Source organism: Streptomyces sp. NPDC053367 (assembly GCF_044545925.1).
Lineage (GTDB): Bacteria > Actinomycetota > Actinomycetes > Streptomycetales > Streptomycetaceae > Streptomyces.
Genome location: NZ_JBITYN010000001.1, coordinates 429,973 through 449,355, shown reverse-complemented (window position 1 = coordinate 449,355; position 19,383 = coordinate 429,973). Strand labels below are relative to the sequence as shown.

16 protein-coding genes are annotated in these 19,383 nt (G+C 71.1%); 11 read left to right on the top strand and 5 right to left on the bottom strand.

The window, feature by feature from the left end; translation table 11 throughout:
- Nucleotides 1-25: 25 nt before the first annotated feature.
- Nucleotides 26-658, bottom strand: a complete 633-nt coding sequence (locus tag ACIGXJ_RS02055) for a DUF3043 domain-containing protein (protein WP_399640325.1) — start codon at nt 656-658, stop codon at nt 26-28.
- Between the two features lie 263 nt (nt 659-921).
- On the opposite strand from ACIGXJ_RS02055, the gene ACIGXJ_RS02050 reads away from it, so the two are divergent.
- The 6 genes from ACIGXJ_RS02050 (at nt 922) to ACIGXJ_RS02025 (ending at nt 9,572) form a co-directional block, all read left to right on the top strand.
- Nucleotides 922-1,716 carry a PspA/IM30 family protein gene (locus tag ACIGXJ_RS02050; RefSeq protein WP_399640323.1) on the top strand — a complete coding sequence of 265 codons (795 nt, stop codon included), beginning with the start codon at nt 922-924 and terminating at the stop codon, nt 1,714-1,716.
- Nucleotides 1,717-1,735: 19 nt separating this feature from the next.
- On the top strand, nt 1,736-2,014 hold the full coding sequence (locus tag ACIGXJ_RS02045; RefSeq protein ID WP_399640321.1) for a hypothetical protein: 279 nt from the start codon (nt 1,736-1,738) through the stop codon (nt 2,012-2,014).
- 118 nt (nt 2,015-2,132) lie between these two features.
- Nucleotides 2,133-3,350, top strand: coding sequence for a sensor histidine kinase (locus ACIGXJ_RS02040; protein WP_399640317.1), 1,218 nt, complete (start codon nt 2,133-2,135; stop codon nt 3,348-3,350).
- Complete coding sequence (locus ACIGXJ_RS02035; RefSeq protein ID WP_399640312.1) at nt 3,347-4,027, top strand: response regulator; 681 nt, start codon at nt 3,347-3,349, stop codon at nt 4,025-4,027. Before ACIGXJ_RS02040 ends, ACIGXJ_RS02035 begins: the two co-directional genes overlap by 4 nt.
- Nucleotides 4,028-4,183: 156 nt before the next feature.
- The gene (locus ACIGXJ_RS02030) at nt 4,184-7,291 is read left to right on the top strand and encodes an efflux RND transporter permease subunit (protein ID WP_399640310.1); all 3,108 of its coding nucleotides are present in this window, start codon (nt 4,184-4,186) and stop codon (nt 7,289-7,291) included.
- A 112-nt stretch (nt 7,292-7,403) separates the two neighbouring features.
- Nucleotides 7,404-9,572, top strand: coding sequence for a PQQ-binding-like beta-propeller repeat protein (locus ACIGXJ_RS02025; protein ID WP_399640308.1), 2,169 nt, complete (start codon nt 7,404-7,406; stop codon nt 9,570-9,572).
- Nucleotides 9,573-9,587: 15 nt separating this feature from the next.
- On the opposite strand, the gene nadA is transcribed toward ACIGXJ_RS02025, so the two are convergent.
- Entirely contained in the window at nt 9,588-10,772 is a 1,185-nt protein-coding gene (gene nadA / locus ACIGXJ_RS02020) for a quinolinate synthase NadA (protein ID WP_399640305.1), read from the bottom strand.
- A gap of 274 nt (nt 10,773-11,046) precedes the next feature.
- On the opposite strand from nadA, the gene ACIGXJ_RS02015 reads away from it, so the two are divergent.
- Nucleotides 11,047-11,403, top strand: a complete 357-nt coding sequence (locus tag ACIGXJ_RS02015; protein WP_010037217.1) for an iron-sulfur cluster assembly accessory protein — start codon at nt 11,047-11,049, stop codon at nt 11,401-11,403.
- Between the two features lie 97 nt (nt 11,404-11,500).
- Here the strand turns inward: ACIGXJ_RS02015 and ACIGXJ_RS02010 are convergent, their stop codons facing one another.
- Nucleotides 11,501-13,048 (bottom strand): hypothetical protein, encoded by a 1,548-nt coding sequence (locus ACIGXJ_RS02010; protein ID WP_399640302.1) that lies wholly within the window; start codon nt 13,046-13,048, stop codon nt 11,501-11,503.
- A 172-nt stretch (nt 13,049-13,220) separates the two neighbouring features.
- Nucleotides 13,221-13,433 carry a hypothetical protein gene (locus ACIGXJ_RS02005; protein WP_399642161.1) on the bottom strand — a complete coding sequence of 71 codons (213 nt, stop codon included), beginning with the start codon at nt 13,431-13,433 and terminating at the stop codon, nt 13,221-13,223.
- A 130-nt stretch (nt 13,434-13,563) separates the two neighbouring features.
- Between ACIGXJ_RS02005 and ACIGXJ_RS02000 the strand changes: the two genes are divergently transcribed.
- Entirely contained in the window at nt 13,564-14,538 is a 975-nt protein-coding gene (locus tag ACIGXJ_RS02000) for a carbohydrate kinase family protein (protein ID WP_399640300.1), read from the top strand.
- 82 nt (nt 14,539-14,620) lie between these two features.
- Here the strand turns inward: ACIGXJ_RS02000 and ACIGXJ_RS01995 are convergent, their stop codons facing one another.
- Nucleotides 14,621-15,997 carry a cysteine desulfurase/sulfurtransferase TusA family protein gene (locus tag ACIGXJ_RS01995; protein ID WP_399640298.1) on the bottom strand — a complete coding sequence of 459 codons (1,377 nt, stop codon included), beginning with the start codon at nt 15,995-15,997 and terminating at the stop codon, nt 14,621-14,623.
- Between the two features lie 259 nt (nt 15,998-16,256).
- On the opposite strand from ACIGXJ_RS01995, the gene coxB reads away from it, so the two are divergent.
- Genes coxB through ACIGXJ_RS01980 form a run of 3 tightly spaced genes read left to right on the top strand, consistent with a single transcriptional unit; the run spans nt 16,257 to nt 19,347 of the window.
- Nucleotides 16,257-17,216, top strand: coding sequence for a cytochrome c oxidase subunit II (gene coxB, locus ACIGXJ_RS01990; protein WP_399640295.1), 960 nt, complete (start codon nt 16,257-16,259; stop codon nt 17,214-17,216).
- A complete protein-coding gene (gene ctaD, locus ACIGXJ_RS01985; protein ID WP_399640292.1) occupies nt 17,213-18,952 on the top strand; it encodes a cytochrome c oxidase subunit I in 1,740 nt (579 codons plus the stop codon). The genes coxB and ctaD overlap by 4 nt, the downstream gene beginning before the upstream one ends.
- Nucleotides 18,949-19,347, top strand: coding sequence for a cytochrome c oxidase subunit 4 (locus ACIGXJ_RS01980; RefSeq protein ID WP_399640290.1), 399 nt, complete (start codon nt 18,949-18,951; stop codon nt 19,345-19,347). The genes ctaD and ACIGXJ_RS01980 overlap by 4 nt, the downstream gene beginning before the upstream one ends.
- Nucleotides 19,348-19,383 lie beyond the last annotated feature (36 nt).

Below are 19,383 nucleotides of genomic sequence, written 5' to 3'. Positions count from 1 at the left end.
GCACCCCCGGAGAAAGCGGCTGTGCTCAGGGCCGCTCTCCGCGCTTGACCTGCGGCTTGGGCAGCCGGAGCCGGCGCATCTGGAGGCTGCGCATCAGGGCGTAGGCCACCGCGCCGCGCTTGTTGTCGTCGGGGAAGCGCTCACGCAGCGCCTTCTTCAGGCGGAGGCCGGTGGCGAGCGAGTCGAGCACGATCAGCACGATCACGACGAGCCACAGCAGCAGCGCCAGCGTCTGCACGTTCTGCACGCGGACCACGCTCAGCACCAGGATGACCACGGCCATCGGCAGGAAGAACTCCGCGATGTTGAAGCGCGAGTCGACGAAGTCGCGGGCGAAGCGGCGCACCGGACCCTTGTCACGCGCGGGCAGATAGCGCTCGTCACCCCCGGCCAGCGCCTGGCGCTGCCGCTCCAGGGCGGCACGGCGCTCCTCCCGCTGCCGCTTGGCGGCCTCCTTGCGGTTGGTCGGCGTACTGGCCACGCTGCGCCGCTGGGCCTGGGCCTGGCTGCGCTTCGGCGTCGGCCGGCCCTTGGGGGCCTGCGGGTCACGGGGCTGCTTGGAGTCGGTCAGCGACGCCTTGTCGGCGACGGCGGCCTTCTCTTCCTTGGTGGCACGGCTACGGAACACAAAACCCAAGGGTACGGGGTGCCGAGGCATGGACCCCAGCCCCGTGGGGAACGATCCGGCAACACCAGTCGTCTGTAGAGGGACAGAGGGGACGTTGCGCACACCCCCGACAAGACCCCTCGGGGCCCTCGGGGATCACCTACTCCCTACGCCGGAGCCGGACCGTACGCAGTCGTCCTCGGGGATGAGCGCATCCGACCCTGAACAGTGCGTCAATGGATGCAGGGCCCGTACTGTGGGTTCTGTCGCAGAGCTGTGAGCCGGAGTCCGTCAGAAGGGGGCGCGGAAAGCCCATGAGCGGTGTCATGAAGCGGATGGGGATGATCTTCCGCGCGAAGGCGAACAAGGCCCTGGACCGGGCCGAGGACCCGCGCGAGACCCTCGACTACTCGTACCAGAAGCAGCTGGAGCTGCTCCAGAAGGTGCGCCGCGGTGTCGCCGACGTGGCCACCTCGCGCAAGCGCCTGGAGCTCCAGCTCAACCAGTTGCAGCAGCAGTCCTCCAAGCTGGAGGACCAGGGCCGCAAGGCGCTCGCGCTGGGCCGCGAGGACCTGGCCCGCGAGGCGCTCTCGCGCCGGGCCGCCCTCCAGCAGCAGGTGACCGACCTGGAGACGCAGCACGCCACCCTCCAGGGCGAGGAGGAGAAGCTCACCCTCGCGGCGCAGCGCCTCCAGGCCAAGGTGGACGCCTTCCGTACGAAGAAGGAGACCATCAAGGCCACCTACACCGCGGCCCAGGCGCAGACCCGGATCGGCGAGGCGTTCACCGGCATCTCCGAGGAGATGGGCGACGTCGGCCTGGCCATCCAGCGCGCCGAGGACAAGACCGCCCAGCTCCAGGCCCGCGCCGGCGCGATCGACGAACTGCTGGCCTCCGGCGCCCTCGACGACCCCACCGGCATCGCCAAGGACGACATCCAGGCCGAGCTGGACCGGCTGTCCGGTGGTACGGATGTAGAGCTGGAACTGCAGCGCATGAAGGCCGAGCTGGCGGGCGGCTCGTCCGACCGGCAGGCCATCGAGGGCGCCCAGGGTCAGGGGCAGTCCCAGCAGCAGCCGCAGGACACCCCGCGGTTCGACAAGCAGTAGGCCACGCCGAGGAGGCGACATGATCGTCAGGATCATGGGGGAGGGCCAGGTGGCGTTGGGCGACGCCCACCTCGCCGAACTGGACAAGCTGGACAACGAGCTGCTGGCCGAACTGGAGAGCGGCGACGAGTCCGGCTTCCGCCGCACGTTCGACGCCCTCCTGGACGCCGTGCGCCGTCTCGGGACGCCGCTTCCGGACGACTCCCTCGATCCGTCCGACCTCATCCTGCCGTCGCCGGACGCGTCGCTGGAGGAGGTCCGGGAGATGCTCGGCGACGACGGTCTGATCCCGGGCTGAGCAGGAGGGGGCGGGTGGGCGTCGCGGTCAGCCTGTCCGGCGCGGCTGACCGCGCCCGTGCGGCAAAGCCGCACATCGAGAACGGTCCCGCACCACCGGGTGGGTACCGTAGGGCCCCGTGACCACCCTCGACCGCGTCCGTGCGCGCACGAAGGCCCATCCACTGGCGTTGGACGCGGTGCTGGCGGCCGGTGTCCTCGTGTGCATGGTCGCCGGCTCCTTCGTGGATCCCCGGGGTGAGAACGGAGTCACCTGGGGTCTGCGCACCCCCGACGTCCTCAGCCTGGTGCTCATGGCGTTCGGGGCGGTGGCGCTGGTGTTCCGGCGGCGGGCGCCCCGGACGGTCCTGCTCGTCACCGGCGGGCTGTCGCTCGTCGAGTGCGTCACCGGCGACCCCCGTGCCCCCGTCGCCATGGCCGCCGTGATCGCCCTGTACACCGTCGCCGCCACCACCGACCGGCCCACCACCTGGCGGGTCGGCCTGCTCACCATGACCGTGCTGACCGGCGCGGCCATGCTCGCCGGGCCCCTGCCCTGGTACGCGCAGGAGAACCTCGGCATCTTCGCGTGGACGGGCATGGCGGCGGCGGGCGGCGACGCGGTGCGCAGCCGGCGGGCGTTCGTGCAGGCGATCAGGGAGCGCGCGGAGAAGGCGGAGCGCACACGCGAGGAGGAGGCGCGGCGGCGGGTCGCGGAGGAGCGGCTGCGGATCGCCCGGGACCTGCACGACGTGGTCGCGCACCACATCGCGCTGGTCAATGTGCAGGCCGGCGTCGCCGCGCACGTCATGGACAAGCGGCCGGACCAGGCCAAGGAGGCCCTCGCCCACGTCCGGGAGGCCAGCCGGTCGGCGCTGAACGAGCTGCGGGCGACGGTCGGGCTGCTGCGGCAGTCCGGCGACCCCGAGGCGCCCACCGAACCGGCACCGGGCCTGGACCGGCTCGACGAGCTGGCCGGCACCTTCCGCGCGGCCGGACTGCGCGTCGAGGTCGCCCGCACCGACCAGGGCACCCGATTGCCGGCCGCCGTCGACCTGGCCGCCTACCGGGTCATCCAGGAGGCGCTCACCAATGTGCAGAAGCACGCCGGGCAGGGCGCGAAGGCCGAGGTGAGCGTGGTCCGGGTGGGCCCGAGCATCGAGATCAGCGTCCTGGACGACGGCAGCGGCGACCACACCCCGTCCGACGGCGGCGGGCACGGGCTGCTCGGTATGCGCGAGCGCGTCACCGCCGTACGCGGCACCCTGACCACCGGCCCCCGGTACGGCGGCGGTTTCCGGGTCCATGCCATCCTGCCGGTCAAGACCCGCACCAGTCCGAGCGAGGCCGACGTATGACGATCCGTGTTCTGCTCGCCGACGACCAGGCCCTGCTGCGCAGCGCGTTCCGGGTGCTCGTCGACTCCGAACCGGACATGGAGGTCGTGGGGGAGGCGTCCGACGGCGCCGAGGCCGTGCGGCTGGCGAAGGAGCGGCAGGCCGACGTCGTCCTGATGGACATCCGCATGCCCGGCACCGACGGGCTCGCCGCGACCCGGCTGATCAGCGCCGACCCGTCCCTCGCCCAGGTCAGGGTGGTCATCCTGACGACGTTCGAGGTCGACGACTACGTCGTGCAGTCGCTGCGCGCGGGCGCCTCCGGCTTCCTCGGCAAGGGGGCGGAGCCCGAGGAGCTGCTGAACGCGATCCGGGTCGCGGCGGGCGGTGAGGCGCTGCTGTCGCCGGCCGCCACCAAGGGGCTGATCGCCCGCTTCCTCGCCCAGGGCGGTGACGCCGAGGACCGCGACCCGGCCGGCTCGGAGCGGCTGGACGCGCTGACCGTGCGCGAGCGCGAGGTGCTGGTGCAGGTCGCGGGCGGGCACTCCAACGACGAGATCGCCGAGCGGCTCACCGTCAGCCCGCTCACCGTGAAGACCCATGTGAACCGGGCCATGGCGAAGCTGGGCGCCCGGGACAGGGCCCAGCTGGTGGTCATCGCCTACGAGTCGGGGCTGGTCCGTCCGAAGGCTGACTGACCCCGGCCGGGCCCTACTGCGCCCGCAGTATGCGCGGCATAAGGAAATGGACCTGGAGGCTAAGGGTCGCGGCTCCGGGATGGCCCAGGGTGTTGGGGTGGGCGCTCTCCGGTGCCCCCCACCTCCGCTCCGGCCGTCGAAAAGAGACCCCGACCCATGTCCTGGCTGTCGAGATTCAGCCTCGCGCAAAGGGCCCTGATCGGGCTGATGTCGATCATCGCGCTCGCCTTCGGGGCGATCGCGATACCCCAGCTCAAGCAGCAGCTGCTGCCCACCATCGAACTGCCCGTGGTGTCGGTCCTCGCGCCGTACCAGGGCGCGTCCCCGGACGTGGTCGAGAAGCAGGTCGTCGAGCCGATCGAGGACAACCTCGAGGGCGTCGACGGCATCACCGGCGTCACCTCCACGGCGAGCGAGGGCAACGCCGTGATCATGGCGTCCTTCGACTACGGCAACGACACCGAGCAGCTCGTCGCCGACGTCCAGCAGGCCGTCAACCGCGCCCGCGTCCAGCTCCCCGACGACGTCGACCCGCAGGTCATCGCCGGCTCCACCGACGACATGCCGACGGTCGTGCTGGCCGTCACCTCGGACAAGGACCAGCAGGCCCTCGCCGACCAGCTGGACCGCGCAATCGTCCCCGACCTGAAGGACATCGACGGCGTCGGCCAGGTCACCGTCGACGGGGTCCGCGACCTCCAGGTCACCGTCACCCCGGACGAGCGGAAGCTGGCCGCGGCCGGGCTGACCTCGCAGTCCCTCGCCCAGGCCCTCCAGGCGGGCGGCGCCACCGTCCCGGCCGGCTCCTTCGACGAGGGCGGCGCCAACCGGACCGTCCAGGTCGGCGGCGGCTTCACCTCGCTGGCGCAGATCGAGGACCTGATGGTCACCGGCGAGGCCGGCAAGCGGCCGGTCCGCCTCGGTGACGTGGCCTCCGTCGAGCAGGAGCAGGCCCGCGCCGACGCCCTCACCCGCACCAACGGCCGGCCCAGCCTCGCCGTGATGGTCACCATGGACCACGACGGCAGCGCGGTGGCGATCTCCGACGCCGTCGAGGACAGGCTGCCCGAGATGCGCGAGGCGCTCGGCTCCGGCGCGACCCTGACGATCGTCAGCGACCAGGGCCCGGCGGTGAAGAAGTCCATCGAGGGCCTGACCACCGAGGGCGCCCTCGGCCTGCTCTTCGCGGTCCTGGTCATCCTGGTGTTCCTGGCGTCGGTCCGCTCGACGCTGGTGACGGCCGTGTCCATCCCGCTGTCCGTGGTGCTCGCGCTGATCGTGCTGTGGACGCGCGACCTGTCGCTGAACATGCTCACCCTCGGCGCGCTGACCATCGCGATCGGCCGGGTCGTGGACGACTCGATCGTCGTCCTGGAGAACATCAAGCGCCACCTCGGCTACGGCGAGGAGCGCGAGTCCGCGATCCTCACCGCCGTCCGCGAGGTCGCGGGCGCGGTCACCTCCTCCACCCTCACCACCGTCGCCGTGTTCCTGCCGATCGGCCTGGTCGGCGGCATGGTCGGCGAGCTGTTCGGCTCCTTCAGCCTCACCGTGACGGCCGCCCTGCTGGCCTCGCTGCTGGTGTCGCTGACCGTCGTGCCGGTGCTGTCGTACTGGTTCCTGCGCGCCCCCAAGGGCACCCCGGAGGACGCCGAGGAGGCACGCCGCCGCGCCGAGGAGAAGGAGGCGAACAGCCGCCTGCAGCGCCTCTACGTCCCCGTCCTGCGGTTCGCCACCCGGCGCCGGGTGACCAGTGTGGCGCTCGCGATCGTGATCCTGGTCGGCACCTTCGGCATGGCACCCCTGCTGAAGACGAACTTCTTCGACCAGGGCGACCAGGAGGTGCTCACGGTCCGCCAGGAGCTGGCGCCCGGCACCAGCCTGGCCGCGACCGACGCCCAGGCGAAGAAGGTCGAGAAGCTGCTCGCCGGCACCGAGGGCGTCAAGGACTACCAGGTCACCGTCGGCTCCTCCGGGTTCATGGCCGCCTTCGGCGGCGGCACGGACACCAACCAGGCGCAGTACAACGTGATGCTGGAGGAGTCGGCGTCCTCCGACGAGGTCACCGACCGCATCGAGGCCGGTCTGAAGAAGCTGACCGGCATCGGCACCACCACCGTCGCGGCCGGTGACGGCTTCGGCAGCCAGGACCTCAGCGTGGTCGTGAAGGCCGCCGACGCCGGTGTCCTGCGCGAGGCCGCCGAGCAGGTCCGCACCACCGTCGCGAAGCTCGACGACGTCACCGACGTCACCAGCGACCTCGCCCAGAGCGTTCCGCGCATCTCGGTGAAGGCCAACGACAAGGCCGCCGCGGCCGGGTTCGCCGACCAGACCCTCGGGATGGCCGTCGCCCAGGCGGTGCGCGGCACCACCGCCGCCCAGGCCACCCTGGACGACACCGAGCGCGACATCGTCATCCGCTCGGCGAAGCCCGCCACGACCCTCGCCGAGCTGCGGAAGCTGCCGCTGGGCCCGGTCCGGCTGGGTGACATCGCGACCGTGGAACTGGTGGACGGCCCGGTGTCCATGACCCGGATCGACGGTCAGCGCGCGGCCACGATCACCGCCCGACCGACCGGCGACAACACCGGCGCCGTCAGCGCCGACCTCCAGTCGGCGATCGACAAGCTGAAGCTGCCCGCGGGCGCCACGGCCGAGATCGGCGGGGTCTCCTCCGACCAGGACGAGGCGTTCGCCAACCTGGGCCTGGCGATGCTCGCCGCGATCGCGCTCGTCTTCATGCTGCTGGTGGCGACCTTCCGCTCGCTGGTCCAGCCGCTGATCCTGCTGGTGTCCGTCCCGTTCGCCGCGACCGGCGCGATCGGCCTGCTGGTGGCCACCGGCACCCCCATGGGCGTGCCCGCGATGATCGGCATGCTGATGCTGATCGGCATCGTCGTCACCAACGCGATCGTGCTGATCGACCTGATCAACCAGTACCGCAGGCAGGGCCACGGCGTGGTCGAGGCCGTGATCGAGGGCGGCCGCCACCGGCTGCGCCCGATCCTGATGACCGCGCTGGCGACCATCTTCGCCCTGCTCCCGATGGCCCTCGGCGTCACCGGCGAGGGCGGCTTCATCGCCCAGCCGCTCGCCGTGGTCGTCATCGGCGGCCTGATCACCTCCACCCTGCTCACCCTGCTCCTCGTGCCGACGCTCTACGCGATGCTGGAGCTGCGCAAGGAGCGCCGCGCGAACAAGCGCGCGGCGAAGCGGGAGAAGAAGGCCGCGCTGCCCGCCCAGAAGGAACCGGCCGGGGTCTGACGGTATTTTCGGCGGCCGGGTTCCATGCCTGATGCACGGAACCCGGCCGTCGCCGTGTCCGGGCCTCGTATCCTGCTGTCTCGACTGGCGTACGGGGGAGAGGGATCGGAGCGTGCCGCTGCACAAGGACGATCCGGGATCGGTCGGCGGGTACAAGCTGCTCGACCGGCTGGGAGCCGGTGGCATGGGCGTCGTCTACCGGGGCAGAGCGCGCTCCGGCCGCGAGGTCGCCGTCAAGGTGGTGCACGCCCAGTACGCGCAGGACGGCGTCTTCCGCGCCCGGTTCCGGCAGGAGATCGCGGCCGTCCGCAAGGTCAGCGGCGCCTTCACCGCGCCGGTGGTGGACGCCGACCCGGACGCGGCGCGGCCCTGGATGGCCACCCAGTACGTGCCCGGCCTCTCCCTCGCCACCCGCATCCGCGAGCAGGGCCCCGTCGGGGAGGCGGAACTGCGCCGGCTCGCCCTGGGCCTGGTGGAGGCGCTGCGGGACATCCACCGGGCCGGAGTCGTGCACCGCGACCTCAAACCGGCCAACGTCCTGATCGCCGGCGACGGCCCCCGCGTCATCGACTTCGGCATCTCCCGGGCCGCCGAGAACAGCACCCTCACCGAGACCGGCCAGATGATCGGCACCCCGCCGTTCATGTCTCCCGAGCAGCTCACCGACGCCCGCTCGGTCGGCCCCGCCTCCGACGTCTTCTCGCTCGGCGCGCTGCTGGTGTTCACCCTCACCGGCCGGGGCCCCTTCGACGCGGACAGCCCCTATCTGACGGCGTACCGGGTCGTCCATGACGCCCCCGTCCTGGACGGCGTACGGCAGCCGCTGCGCGACATCCTGGAGCGCTGCCTGGCCAAGGAGGCCGCGGACCGGCCCCGGCTGGACGAGCTGGCCAAGGAGTTCGCGGCGGTGCTGCCGGAGGGCGACGATGAGGACCCGGCCACGGTGATCCTCGGCGCCAAGGCCTCACCGGACACGGGGGCGGCCGGCCGGCCAGGACGCCGGCGCCGGGTGCGCCCGCTGCTCGCCGCGACCGGCACGGTCGGCGCGCTGGTGCTCGGCCTGACGGCGTATCTGCTGATCGGGCCCGGTCAGGCGGAGAGCCCGGACCGGGCGCTGCCGGACGGCTGGCTGCCCTGGCAGACCACGGTGTTCGAGACGCAGGCCGGGGGCGTGCAGATGGGGACGTCGGGCGGCGGGCGCACACCGGCCGGCGAGCCCGCGTGTCTGACGCACCAGGACGCCGTCTACTGCGCGGGCGACGACATCCCGCCCGTCCGTCTGGACGCCCGGACCGGCCGGACCCTCTGGCGAGCCGATGCCGCCACGATCGACCCGGAGAAGGAGACGTACAACGCCGTACTCCTCGGCGTGCGTGACGGCACGCTGCTGGTGCAGCAGTCGATCATGACGTTCGAGGACGACGAGACCTCCCCGAGCGACATCGTGGGGCTCGACGCGAGGACCGGCAAGCGGCTGTGGACGCAGCACGTCAGGGACGAGAACGTCGATCTGGCCCTGTCCGCGGGGCTGGTCCTCACCTCCGACGACGGTGGCAGCAGCGTGACGGCGAGGGATCCGCGCACCGGTGCCGTGCGCTGGAGCGTGCCGCTGCCCAAGGGCTACTACTGCTCGTTCCGGCCGGGCGGCCGCGAGGCGTACGGGGAGTGCACATGGCTGGGGGACTCGGTCCGGGAGCAGCTGATCCTGGTCCTCGACCCGGCGGACGGCTCGGCACGCCGGCTGACGACCCCCGCCGACAGCGGCCTGGCCGGGACCGTCGACGGGCGGCTGGTGCTGCTGCGCTCGCCCGACACCGACGAACTGATCGTGGAGGGCGGGCAGTACGACCGGACGGAGCTGGTGGATCCGGACACCGGCGCCCGTACGACGGTGAAGCTCGCCGGGAGCCTGGAGGGGGAGCCGACCCTGTCGGGCGGGATGCTGTGGTTCGTCTCCGACGGCGGCGTGGTCACCGCGGTGTCCCCGCTCACCGGGGAGCAGCGGTGGCGGACCCGGACCAGCCTGGAGCAGCCGGGCGCCGCCACGTACGACGCCGCCGCGGACACCGTGTACCTGGCCACCGGCAGCGGCCGGGTGGCGGCCCTCGACGGGCGGGACGGCACCGTGCTGTGGGAGACCCTGCCGCGCACCGGGGCCTCGAGCGGCATGCTCGGCCCCGGCGTGCTGCTCTACGAGGGCGCGCTGGTGGTGGCCACCGGCGACGGCACCGTCTTCAGCCTCGACCCCGCCGACCCCGAGCGCAGACCCGGCTCGGGGTGACGGGCGCCGCCCCGCCTACGGCAGGGCGAGCATGCGCTCCAGGGCGAGCTTGGCGAACGCCTCGGTCTCCTTGTCGACCTCGATGCGGTTGACGAGGTTGCCCTCGGCCAGGGACTCCAGCGCCCAGACCAGGTGGGGGAGGTCGATGCGGTTCATCGTCGAGCAGAAGCAGACCGTCTTGTCGAGGAAGACGATCTCCTTGCCCTCGGGAGCGAAACGGTTCGCCAGGCGGCGGACCAGGTTCAGCTCGGTGCCGATGGCCCACTTGGAGCCGGCCGGGGCCGCCTCCAGCGTCTTGATGATGTACTCGGTCGAGCCGACGTAGTCCGCCGCGGCGACGACCTCGTGCCGGCACTCGGGGTGCACCAGGACGTTGACGCCCGGGATGCGCTCGCGCACGTCGTTCACCGAGTCCAGGCTGAAGCGGCCGTGCACCGAGCAGTGGCCCCGCCACAGGATCATCTTCGCCGCGCGCAGCTCCTCGACGGTCAGACCGCCGTTCGGCTTGTGCGGGTTGTAGAGCACGCAGTCGTCCAGGGACATGCCCATGTCGCGGACGGCGGTGTTGCGGCCGAGGTGCTGGTCCGGCAGGAACAGGACCTTCTCGCCCTGCTCGAACGCCCAGTCCAGGGCGCGCTGCGCGTTGGAGGAGGTGCAGATGGTGCCGCCGTGCTTGCCGGTGAAGGCCTTGATGTCGGCCGAGGAGTTCATGTACGACACCGGCACGACCTGCTCGGCTATGCCGGCCTCGGTCAGCACGTCCCAGCACTCGGCGACCTGCTCGGCGGTGGCCATGTCGGCCATCGAGCAGCCGGCGGCCAGGTCCGGCAGCACGACCTTCTGGTCGTCGGAGGTGAGGATGTCCGCGGACTCGGCCATGAAGTGCACACCGCAGAACACGATGTACTCGGCCTCCGGGCGCGCGGCCGCGTCCCGGGCCAGCTTGAAGGAGTCGCCCGTGACGTCCGCGAACTGGATGACCTCGTCGCGCTGGTAGTGGTGGCCGAGCACGAACACCTTGTCGCCGAGCTTCTCCTTGGCGGCACGGGCCCGCTCGACCAGGTCCGGGTCGGACGGCGACGGAAGGTCACCGGGACACTCGACACCGCGCTCGCTCTTCGGGTCGGCCTCACGACCGAGGAGCAGCAGGGCGAGCGGGGACGGCTGGACGTCGAGGTCCGGGGTCTGGGCGGTGGTCACGACACGCACCCTTTCTTCTTTTCGTCGAACTGACGCTATCTATCATAACCGCTTCACGTCAGTTTGACGATGGCCATAGTGTCGATGTGACGTGAATCCCCATGCCGCCCCGGAGGGCTGTGCCGCGGGACATTTCCCGCCCCGGAGCCGGTGTGCGAGCATGAAAAGAAGGACCGGCCCGGCATCAGATGAAGGACCGGCCCGGAATGAATCCGAGGCCCCGCCGGTTGCAACCGTCGGCAAGCAGTCTCCGTACAACCCGGGAGAGATGTAGATGTCCGTATCGGACGAGACCAGCACCGTCACCGACGGCATCATCCTGACCGACGCCGCCGCGTCCAAGGTCAAGGCCCTGCTCGACCAGGAAGGCCGTGACGACCTCGCCCTGCGCGTCGCCGTCCAGCCCGGCGGCTGCTCCGGCCTGCGCTACCAGCTCTTCTTCGACGAGCGCTCGCTCGACGGCGACGTGGAGAAGGACTTCGGCGGTGTGAAGGTCGTCACGGACCGCATGAGCGCCCCCTACCTCGGCGGTGCCACGATCGACTTCGTGGACACGATCGAGAAGCAGGGCTTCACGATCGACAACCCGAACGCGACCGGCTCCTGCGCCTGCGGCGACTCCTTCAGCTGAGCCTCACTTCCTGAGGTCGCACGAGGCGCACGACGGCGGCGGTCCCCCTTTCACAAGGGGGGCCGCCGCCGTCCGTCTCTCCGTCTCTCCGCCTTCGCTACCGGGCCGTGGACGCCCCCGGCAGCCGCGCCCCCGGCTTGTCCAGCGGCACGCCCCGGTCGTCCGAGCCGACCACCCGGCGCTCGCCGAGCGGCTCGTCCAGCTGGACCGTCCGGTGGAAGACCTTGGCGATGAGGATGCACATCTTGCCCGGCCAGGGCTTCTCGGTCACCGTCACCGTCACCCGGTCCGCGCTCTCCGACGCGGCCACCTCGTAGTCGGCGCACACCCCGCCCGTGAAGCGCACCGTCAGCTCACGGCCCTCGGCCTCGTACGCCTCCACCCGCACATCGCGCGGGCTCGGCGTGGCGGTCGGCTCGTCCTGGCCCGGCGCGGACGGGCGCGGGCTCGGCGGAGCGGTCGGCTCACCGGGCGGCGGGCTGTCCGGAGCGGGGGAGGCCAGATAGCGCGGCTCGACCGCCGGATGCGTCACCGTGAAGGTGTCCTCCGCCCCCGGCGCCCGCACCTCGAACAGCCACGACGGCACCAGCGCCTGCCGTCCGTCCACGACATGCGTCGCCAGCCCGAAGACCGCCTCGCGCACCTCGATGGTCTGCTTGTCCAGCGGCTCGGGGTCACAGGGCGCGATCTGCCCCGACTCGCCCAGCGGCTCCGGGCTCGCACACCCGCCGACACCCGAACCCGCGCGGAGCGAGCCGGCATTCATCCGGTCCAGCGTCTCGCGCGCGCCCAGCACCGGGTAGGTGTCGCCCTTCACCGGCGCCTTCAGCTGGCCGTTGCCGCCGACGATCTCGCCGTCCCCGCCGACCGTCAGCCCGGTCGCCCAGCCGTACGTCGGCAGTCCGCCGATCACCGGGTCGGCGTTCACCACCCGCTGCGCGCCCATGACCTGGCTCGCGTCGATCTTGGCGTCGTCCTGGCCGACGGCCTTCAGCACCGGCGCGGCCGCCTTCCTCGCCGCGTCCTCGCTCACCGGGTCGGCGGCCGGGGCCATCGGGCCGCGGTGCGGGCACGAGGTGGCCTTCGGCTTGCAGTTGTCCGTGCCGGGCGCGTACCGGTGGAACGTCCAGGTGCCCGGCGCCTGCCGGTTCACCTGGAGCGTCGGCCCCGAGTCGTCCTTCGGGCCGACCCGCCAGGCCTGGCCCTGGAGGACCGGGGTGCCGTCGATGTCCAGCGCCGCCGCCAGCTTCGCCACGTCGGCCTGGGTGACCTCGCCCCTCGCCCGGTACACCGGCGCCGAGTCGGGGCCGTCGGGCAGCGCGCCCTCGGCCCGGTAGACGGCGCCGTTCGGGTCGGGCTCGCCCGGCGCGATACCGGCGCCGCCGCCCTCGGACCAGCCGTCCAGGACCAGCGGCGGGGGAGTGCCGTCACCGCCGGGCGCACCGGACGCGCGGCCCGTGCCGTCGGAGCCGCCGGTCGCGGAGGCGGCGAGGTAGGCACCGCCGCCCGCGACGAGCAGCACGGCCGCGGCGACGGACGCGACGACGGGCGGACGGCGCCGCCCCGGCCGCTCCTCGGCGGACGTGCCTGCCTCATCCGCGACGACGTCGTCGCGGTCGGGGTTGTCGGATCGCTCGGTGTTCACCGCATCGCTCCTGCTGCTGAAGGGTCGTCTCTCGCCTCCCCGCGAGGGGGGACGGCGATGAGACGCGCCGGGGGAGCGTGAGGTTCCCTGCCGTGCGCCGGTTCACTCCTCAGGGTGAGCCGGCGGGGCGATCGGCTCTTTCCGGGCCTGTCGGCCGTTCGGGCACGCGGGCTCAGTCGCCGTAGTCCGACATCGCGTCCAGCAGCCGGGCCGACGCCGGCGGCACCGTCACGCCGTGGATGCCGGCGGGGGAGACCGGGCGGGCGTCGGGCCGTTCCGGGGCCGCCCAGTGCGGGGCCATCCGGGCACAGTCGCCGCGCAGGGACGCCAGGTCGCCGTCGAGGTCGGCCTGGGCGGGGGTGGCGGGAGCCTTGAGGTTCGTCATGACCGCACCGTATGCACGACCGCGCTCACGAAGAAAGATCTACTATCGGGTAGTTTTGCCTGCTTCTGGGTCGCCCCGTCCACCGGGTAGCGTGGACTGTCATTACCCCTCCACCCAGGAGACCCACGCCGTGCGCATCGCAGTCACCGGCTCCATCGCCACCGACCACCTCATGACCTTCCCCGGCCGGTTCGCCGACCAGTTCGTCGCGGACCAGCTGCACACGGTCTCGCTTTCCTTCCTGGTCGACAACCTCGACGTGCGGCGCGGCGGAGTCGGCGCGAACATCGCGTTCGGCATGGGCCAGCTCGGCACGAAGCCGATCCTGGTCGGCGCGGCCGGCTTCGACTTCGACGAGTACCGGGCGTGGCTGGACCGGCACGGCGTCGACACCGGCTCGGTCCGCATCTCCGAGACCCTGCACACCGCCCGCTTCGTGTGCACCACCGACGCCGACCACAACCAGATCGGCTCCTTCTACACCGGCGCGATGAGCGAGGCCCGCCAGATCGAGCTGAAGACCGTCGCCGACCGCGTCGGCGGCCTCGACCTCGTCCTGATCGGCGCCGACGACCCCGAGGCGATGCTCCGCCACACGGAGGAGTGCCGGACGCGGAGGATCCCGTTCGCCGCCGACTTCTCCCAGCAGATCGCCCGGATGAACGGCGAGGAGATCCGGATACTGCTGGACGGGGCGACGTACCTCTTCTCCAACGAGTACGAGAAGGGCCTCATCGAGTCCAAGACGGGCTGGACGGACGCCGAGATCCTCGGCAGGGTCGGCCACCGGGTGACCACGCTCGGCTCGCGCGGCGTGCGCATCGAGCGCGTGGGCGAGCCGGTCATCGAGGTCGGCTGCCCCGAGGAGGACCGCAAGGCCGACCCGACCGGTGTCGGCGACGCCTTCCGGGCAGGGTTCCTTTCCGGGCTGGCCTGGGGGGTCTCGCTGGAGCGGGCGGCGCAGGTGGGGTGCATGCTCGCCACGCTGGTGATCGAGACCGTCGGTACGCAGGAGTACCAGCTGCGGCGGGCGCACTTCATGGACCGGTTCACCAAGGCGTACGGGCATGACGCGGCGGACGAGGTCCGCGGGCATCTGAGCTGATCGGCCGGGTCCGGGCCGCGGGGTCTGAGCGCGCTCACGCGGCGGTAGCCGCATGCCGACACAGCCCCGCGCCCCGGCCGGCTCAGCTCGATCTGCGTACCAGGTACGCGGTTCCCTTCTCCGCCTTCTCCTCGCCCACGTACTGCTGTTCGCGCATCTCGCACCACGCCGGGATGTCCAGCCGGGCCGCCTCGTCGTCGGACAGCACCCTGACCAGGCCGCCCACCGGCACGTCCCCGATCACCTTGGCCAGCTCGATGACCGGGATCGGGCAGCGCTTGCCCAGGGCGTCGACGACCAGCTCGTCCTGGACGACGGCCGCGACCGGCGCCGGGGCGCCCAGCTTCTCCCGTACGGCGGCCACCGCGGCCGGCAGGACGTCCAGGAAGCCGTCCACGTCCTCGGACACCGCCCCCATCGGCAGGGACACGCGCACATTGCCCTCGGTCAGCACACCCATGGCCTTCAGGACATGGCTCGGCGTCAGGGTGCTGGACGTGCAGGACGAGCCCGAGGAGACGGAGAAACCGGCCCGGTCCAGCTCGTGCAGGAGCGCCTCGCCGTCGACGTAGAGGCAGGAGAAGGTGACGACGCCGGGCAGCCGGTGGTCCGGGTCGCCGACCACCTCCACGTCCGGCACCAGCCGCGGCACCCGCACCCGGATCCGCTCCGTCAGCTCCCGCAGCCGTACCCCCTCCTGGGCGGCCTCGGCGCGCACCGCCCGCAGGGACGCCACGGCCGCGACGATCGCCGGGATGTTCTCGAAGCCGGCCGCTCGCCCGGACTCCCGCTCGTCCACCGGTCCTTGGGCCGCGAAGCGCACCCCCTTGCGGACGACGAGCAGCCCGACCCCTGACGGACCGCCCCATTTGTGGGCGCTCCCCGTCAACAGGGACCAGTCGCCCTCCACCGGACCCCACCCCAGCGACTGCGCCGCGTCCACCAGCAGCGGCACCCCGGCCGCCCGGCACACCTCGGCCACCTCCGCCACCGGCTGCACGGTCCCCACCTCGTGGTTGGCCGACTGCAGACACGCCAGCGCGGTGTCCTCCCGCAGCGCCTCCGCGTACGCCGACGGGCTCACCCGTCCCGTCCGGTCGACACCCACATGAGTGACCGTGCCCCCCGCGCGCTCGTGCACCTCGGCCGAATGGAGCACGGCGGAGTGTTCGACCGATGACACGATCAGGTGGCGTCCGACGCGCCGCCGCCCCGCCGACGCCCCCGCCACACCGGTGTGCAGCGCCCGCGTTCCCGAAGGGGTGAAGACGAGCTCGTCGGGCCGGCACCCCACCGCCTCCGCCGCGGCCTCCCGCGCGGCGTCCAGCAGCATCCGCGCCCGCCGCCCCTCCCGGTACAACCGCGCGGGATCGGCCCACCCTTCATCCAAAGAGGCCAACAGCGCCTGACGGGCCACGGGATGGAGCGGAGCACTGGAAGCAGCGTCGAAGTAGGACATACGGAAACGCTAAATCGTCCCGAAGGGCAACGTCCTCAAGGGGCGCGGGGAACTGCGCGAACGGCCACGACGAACCCGCACCCGCCAAACCAGCGAACCCACGGAGTGACTAGGCACCCCTCCCCGCGAACCCCCGGAGGGCGTCGGCTAGGGTTTGGTCCGCATAAACATCCAAACCCCTGCCCGACGCAGGGCGGCGACCGACCAGCGAGAAGGCCGCAGCCAATACGCGCGGGCGAGACTCTCGGGAAGGCGCTACGTGAGTCCCAACGGCTCCGACCGCTCGCCGCGGCGCCCGATGCGGCGGAAGCTGCTGCAGGCACTGACCGCGGGCCTGGTCCTGGCGACCGCCACCGGTTGCACATGGAAGGACTTCCCCCGCCTTGGCATGCCCACCCCCACCACAGAAGAGGCTCCGCGGATCCTCTCCCTGTGGCAGGGCTCCTGGGCTGCCGCGCTCGCCGTCGGCGTGCTGGTGTGGGGCCTGATCCTCTGGAGTGCCATCTTCCACCGGCGCAGCCGCACCAAGATCGAGGTACCTCCGCAGACCCGGTACAACGTGCCCATCGAGGCGCTGTACACGGTGGTCCCGATCATCATCGTCTCGGTCCTCTTCTACTTCACGGCCCGCGACGAGTCGAAGCTGCTCGACATGTCGAAGAAGCCCGACGTCACGGTCAACGTGGTCGGCTTCCAGTGGAGCTGGTGCTTCAACTACATCGAGAACGTCGAAGGTTCCACGGGCGACGCCAAGAAGGCCAAGGAACTGGACGCGATCCCGGACCGCTACAAGGACGCGTTCCCGGCGAACGCCGGCGGTGTCTACACCTGCGGCACGCCCGGTGAGCGCAACCCGCAGACCGGCAACCCCGGCCCGACCCTGTGGCTGCCCAAGGGCAAGACCGTCCGCTTCGTCCTGACCTCGCGCGACGTCATCCACTCCTTCTGGGTGGTGCCGTTCCTGATGAAGCAGGACGTCATCCCGGGCCACACCAACGCCTTCCAGGTGACCCCCAACCAGGAGGGCACCTTCCTGGGCAAGTGCGCCGAGCTGTGCGGCGTCGACCACTCCCGGATGCTGTTCAACGTGAAGGTCGTCTCGCCGGAGCGCTACGAGCAGCACCTGAAGGACCTCGCCAAGAAGGGGCAGACCGGTTACGTTCCCGCGGGCATCGAGCAGACCGCCCATGAGAAGAACCGGGAGACGAACAACCTGTGAGCATCCTCAACGAACCTCAGGGTGCCGGGGCAGCCGAAGACTCGTACTACGAGGACGAGCTGCCGGTCCGGCGCAAGCAGCCCGGCAACGTCGTGGTGAAGTGGCTGACGACCACCGACCACAAGACGATCGGAACGCTCTACCTGGTCACGTCGTTCGCGTTCTTCTGCATCGGCGGAGTCATGGCGCTGCTCATGCGCGCCGAGCTGGCCCGCCCGGGCCTGCAGATGATGTCGAACGAGCAGTTCAACCAGGCGTTCACGATGCACGGCACGATCATGCTGCTGATGTTCGCGACGCCGCTGTTCGCCGGCTTCGCGAACTGGATCATGCCGCTCCAGATCGGTGCCCCCGACGTCGCCTTCCCGCGGCTGAACATGTTCGCCTACTGGCTGTACCTGTTCGGCTCGCTCGTCGCCGTCGCCGGCTTCCTCACCCCGCAGGGTGCGGCCGACTTCGGCTGGTTCGCCTACGCCCCGCTGTCGGACGCGGTCCGCAGCCCGGGCATCGGCGCCGACATGTGGATCATGGGTCTGGCCTTCTCCGGCTTCGGCACCATCCTCGGCTCGGTCAACTTCATCACCACGATCATCTGCATGCGCGCCCCGGGCATGACGATGTTCCGCATGCCGATCTTCACCTGGAACGTCCTGCTGACCGGTGTCCTGGTCCTGCTGGCCTTCCCGGTGCTGGCCGCGGCCCTGTTCGCGCTGGAGGCCGACCGCAAGTTCGGCGCCCATGTCTTCGACGCGGCCAACGGCGGAGCCCTGCTGTGGCAACACCTCTTCTGGTTCTTCGGACACCCGGAGGTGTACATCATCGCCCTGCCGTTCTTCGGCATCATCAGTGAGGTCATCCCGGTCTTCGCCCGCAAGCCGATGTTCGGCTACCAGGGTCTGATCGCGGCGACCATCGCCATCGCGGGTCTGTCCGTGACCGTGTGGGCGCACCACATGTACGTCACCGGCGGCGTGCTCCTTCCGTTCTTCTCCTTCATGACGTTCCTCATCGCCGTCCCGACCGGTGTGAAGTTCTTCAACTGGATCGGAACGATGTGGAAGGGCTCGCTGTCCTTCGAGACGCCGATGCTCTGGGCGACCGGCTTCCTGATCACCTTCACCTTCGGTGGTCTGACCGGCGTCATCCTGGCCTCGCCGCCGATGGACTTCCACATCTCCGACTCGTACTTCGTGGTGGCGCACTTCCACTACGTGGTGTTCGGCACCGTCGTGTTCGCGATGTTCTCCGGCTTCCACTTCTGGTGGCCGAAGTTCACCGGCAAGATGCTCGACGAGCGCCTGGGCAAGATGACCTTCTGGACGCTGTTCGTCGGCTTCCACGGCACGTTCCTGGTCCAGCACTGGCTGGGTGCCGAGGGCATGCCGCGGCGTTACGCCGACTACCTGGCGGCCGACGGGTTCACCGCCCTGAACACGATCTCCACGATCAGCTCGTTCGTGCTCGGCGCGTCGGTCCTGCCGTTCTTCTACAACATCTGGAAGACGGCCAAGTACGGCAAGAAGATCGAGGTCGACGACCCCTGGGGTTACGGCCGGTCCCTGGAGTGGGCGACGTCCTGCCCGCCGCCGCGCCACAACTTCCTCACCCTGCCGCGGATCCGCAGCGAATCCCCGGCGTTCGACCTGCACCACCCTGAGATCGCCGCGCTCGAGCAGCTGGGCCACGGTTCCCAGGAAGCCGCCGCGCTGGCGGGCGGCAAGGAGGCCGGCAAGTGAAGATCCAGGGCAAGATGTTCATGTGGCTGAGCGTCTTCATCCTCGTCATGGCCGTGTTCTACGGCGTGTGGTCGAAGGAGCCGGCCGGTACGACGGCGCTCTTCCTGGCCTTCGGCCTGTGCATCATGGTCGGCTTCTACCTCGGCTTCACGGCCAAGCGGGTCGACACCGGTGCCCAGGACAACAAGGAGGCCGACGTCGCGGACGACGCCGGTGAGCTGGGCTTCTTCAGCCCGCACAGCTGGCAGCCGCTGGCGCTGGCGGTCGGTGGCGCCATCGCGTTCCTCGGCGTGGCCGTGGGCTGGTGGCTGCTGTACTTCGCCGCTCCGATCATCCTGATCGGCCTCTGGGGCTGGGTCTTCGAGTACTACCGCGGTGAGAACCGCACCCAGTGAGCCCGGCTCCCAGTAACACGCGCTGAGCGCTCAGGA

Excerpts from the sequence above, each read along its gene's own strand:
- ACIGXJ_RS02055 (WP_399640325.1), bottom strand. The coding sequence starts at position 658 with ATGCCTCGGCACCCCGTACCCTTGGGTTTTGTGTTCCGTAGCCGTGCC.
- ACIGXJ_RS02050 (WP_399640323.1), top strand. The coding sequence starts at position 922 with ATGAGCGGTGTCATGAAGCGGATGGGGATGATCTTCCGCGCGAAGGCG.
- ACIGXJ_RS02045 (WP_399640321.1), top strand. The coding sequence starts at position 1,736 with ATGATCGTCAGGATCATGGGGGAGGGCCAGGTGGCGTTGGGCGACGCC.
- ACIGXJ_RS02035 (WP_399640312.1), top strand. The coding sequence starts at position 3,347 with ATGACGATCCGTGTTCTGCTCGCCGACGACCAGGCCCTGCTGCGCAGC.
- ACIGXJ_RS02030 (WP_399640310.1), top strand. The coding sequence starts at position 4,184 with ATGTCCTGGCTGTCGAGATTCAGCCTCGCGCAAAGGGCCCTGATCGGG.
- ACIGXJ_RS02015 (WP_010037217.1), top strand. The coding sequence starts at position 11,047 with ATGTCCGTATCGGACGAGACCAGCACCGTCACCGACGGCATCATCCTG.
- ACIGXJ_RS02005 (WP_399642161.1), bottom strand. The coding sequence starts at position 13,433 with ATGACGAACCTCAAGGCTCCCGCCACCCCCGCCCAGGCCGACCTCGAC.
- ACIGXJ_RS01995 (WP_399640298.1), bottom strand. The coding sequence starts at position 15,997 with ATGTCCTACTTCGACGCTGCTTCCAGTGCTCCGCTCCATCCCGTGGCC.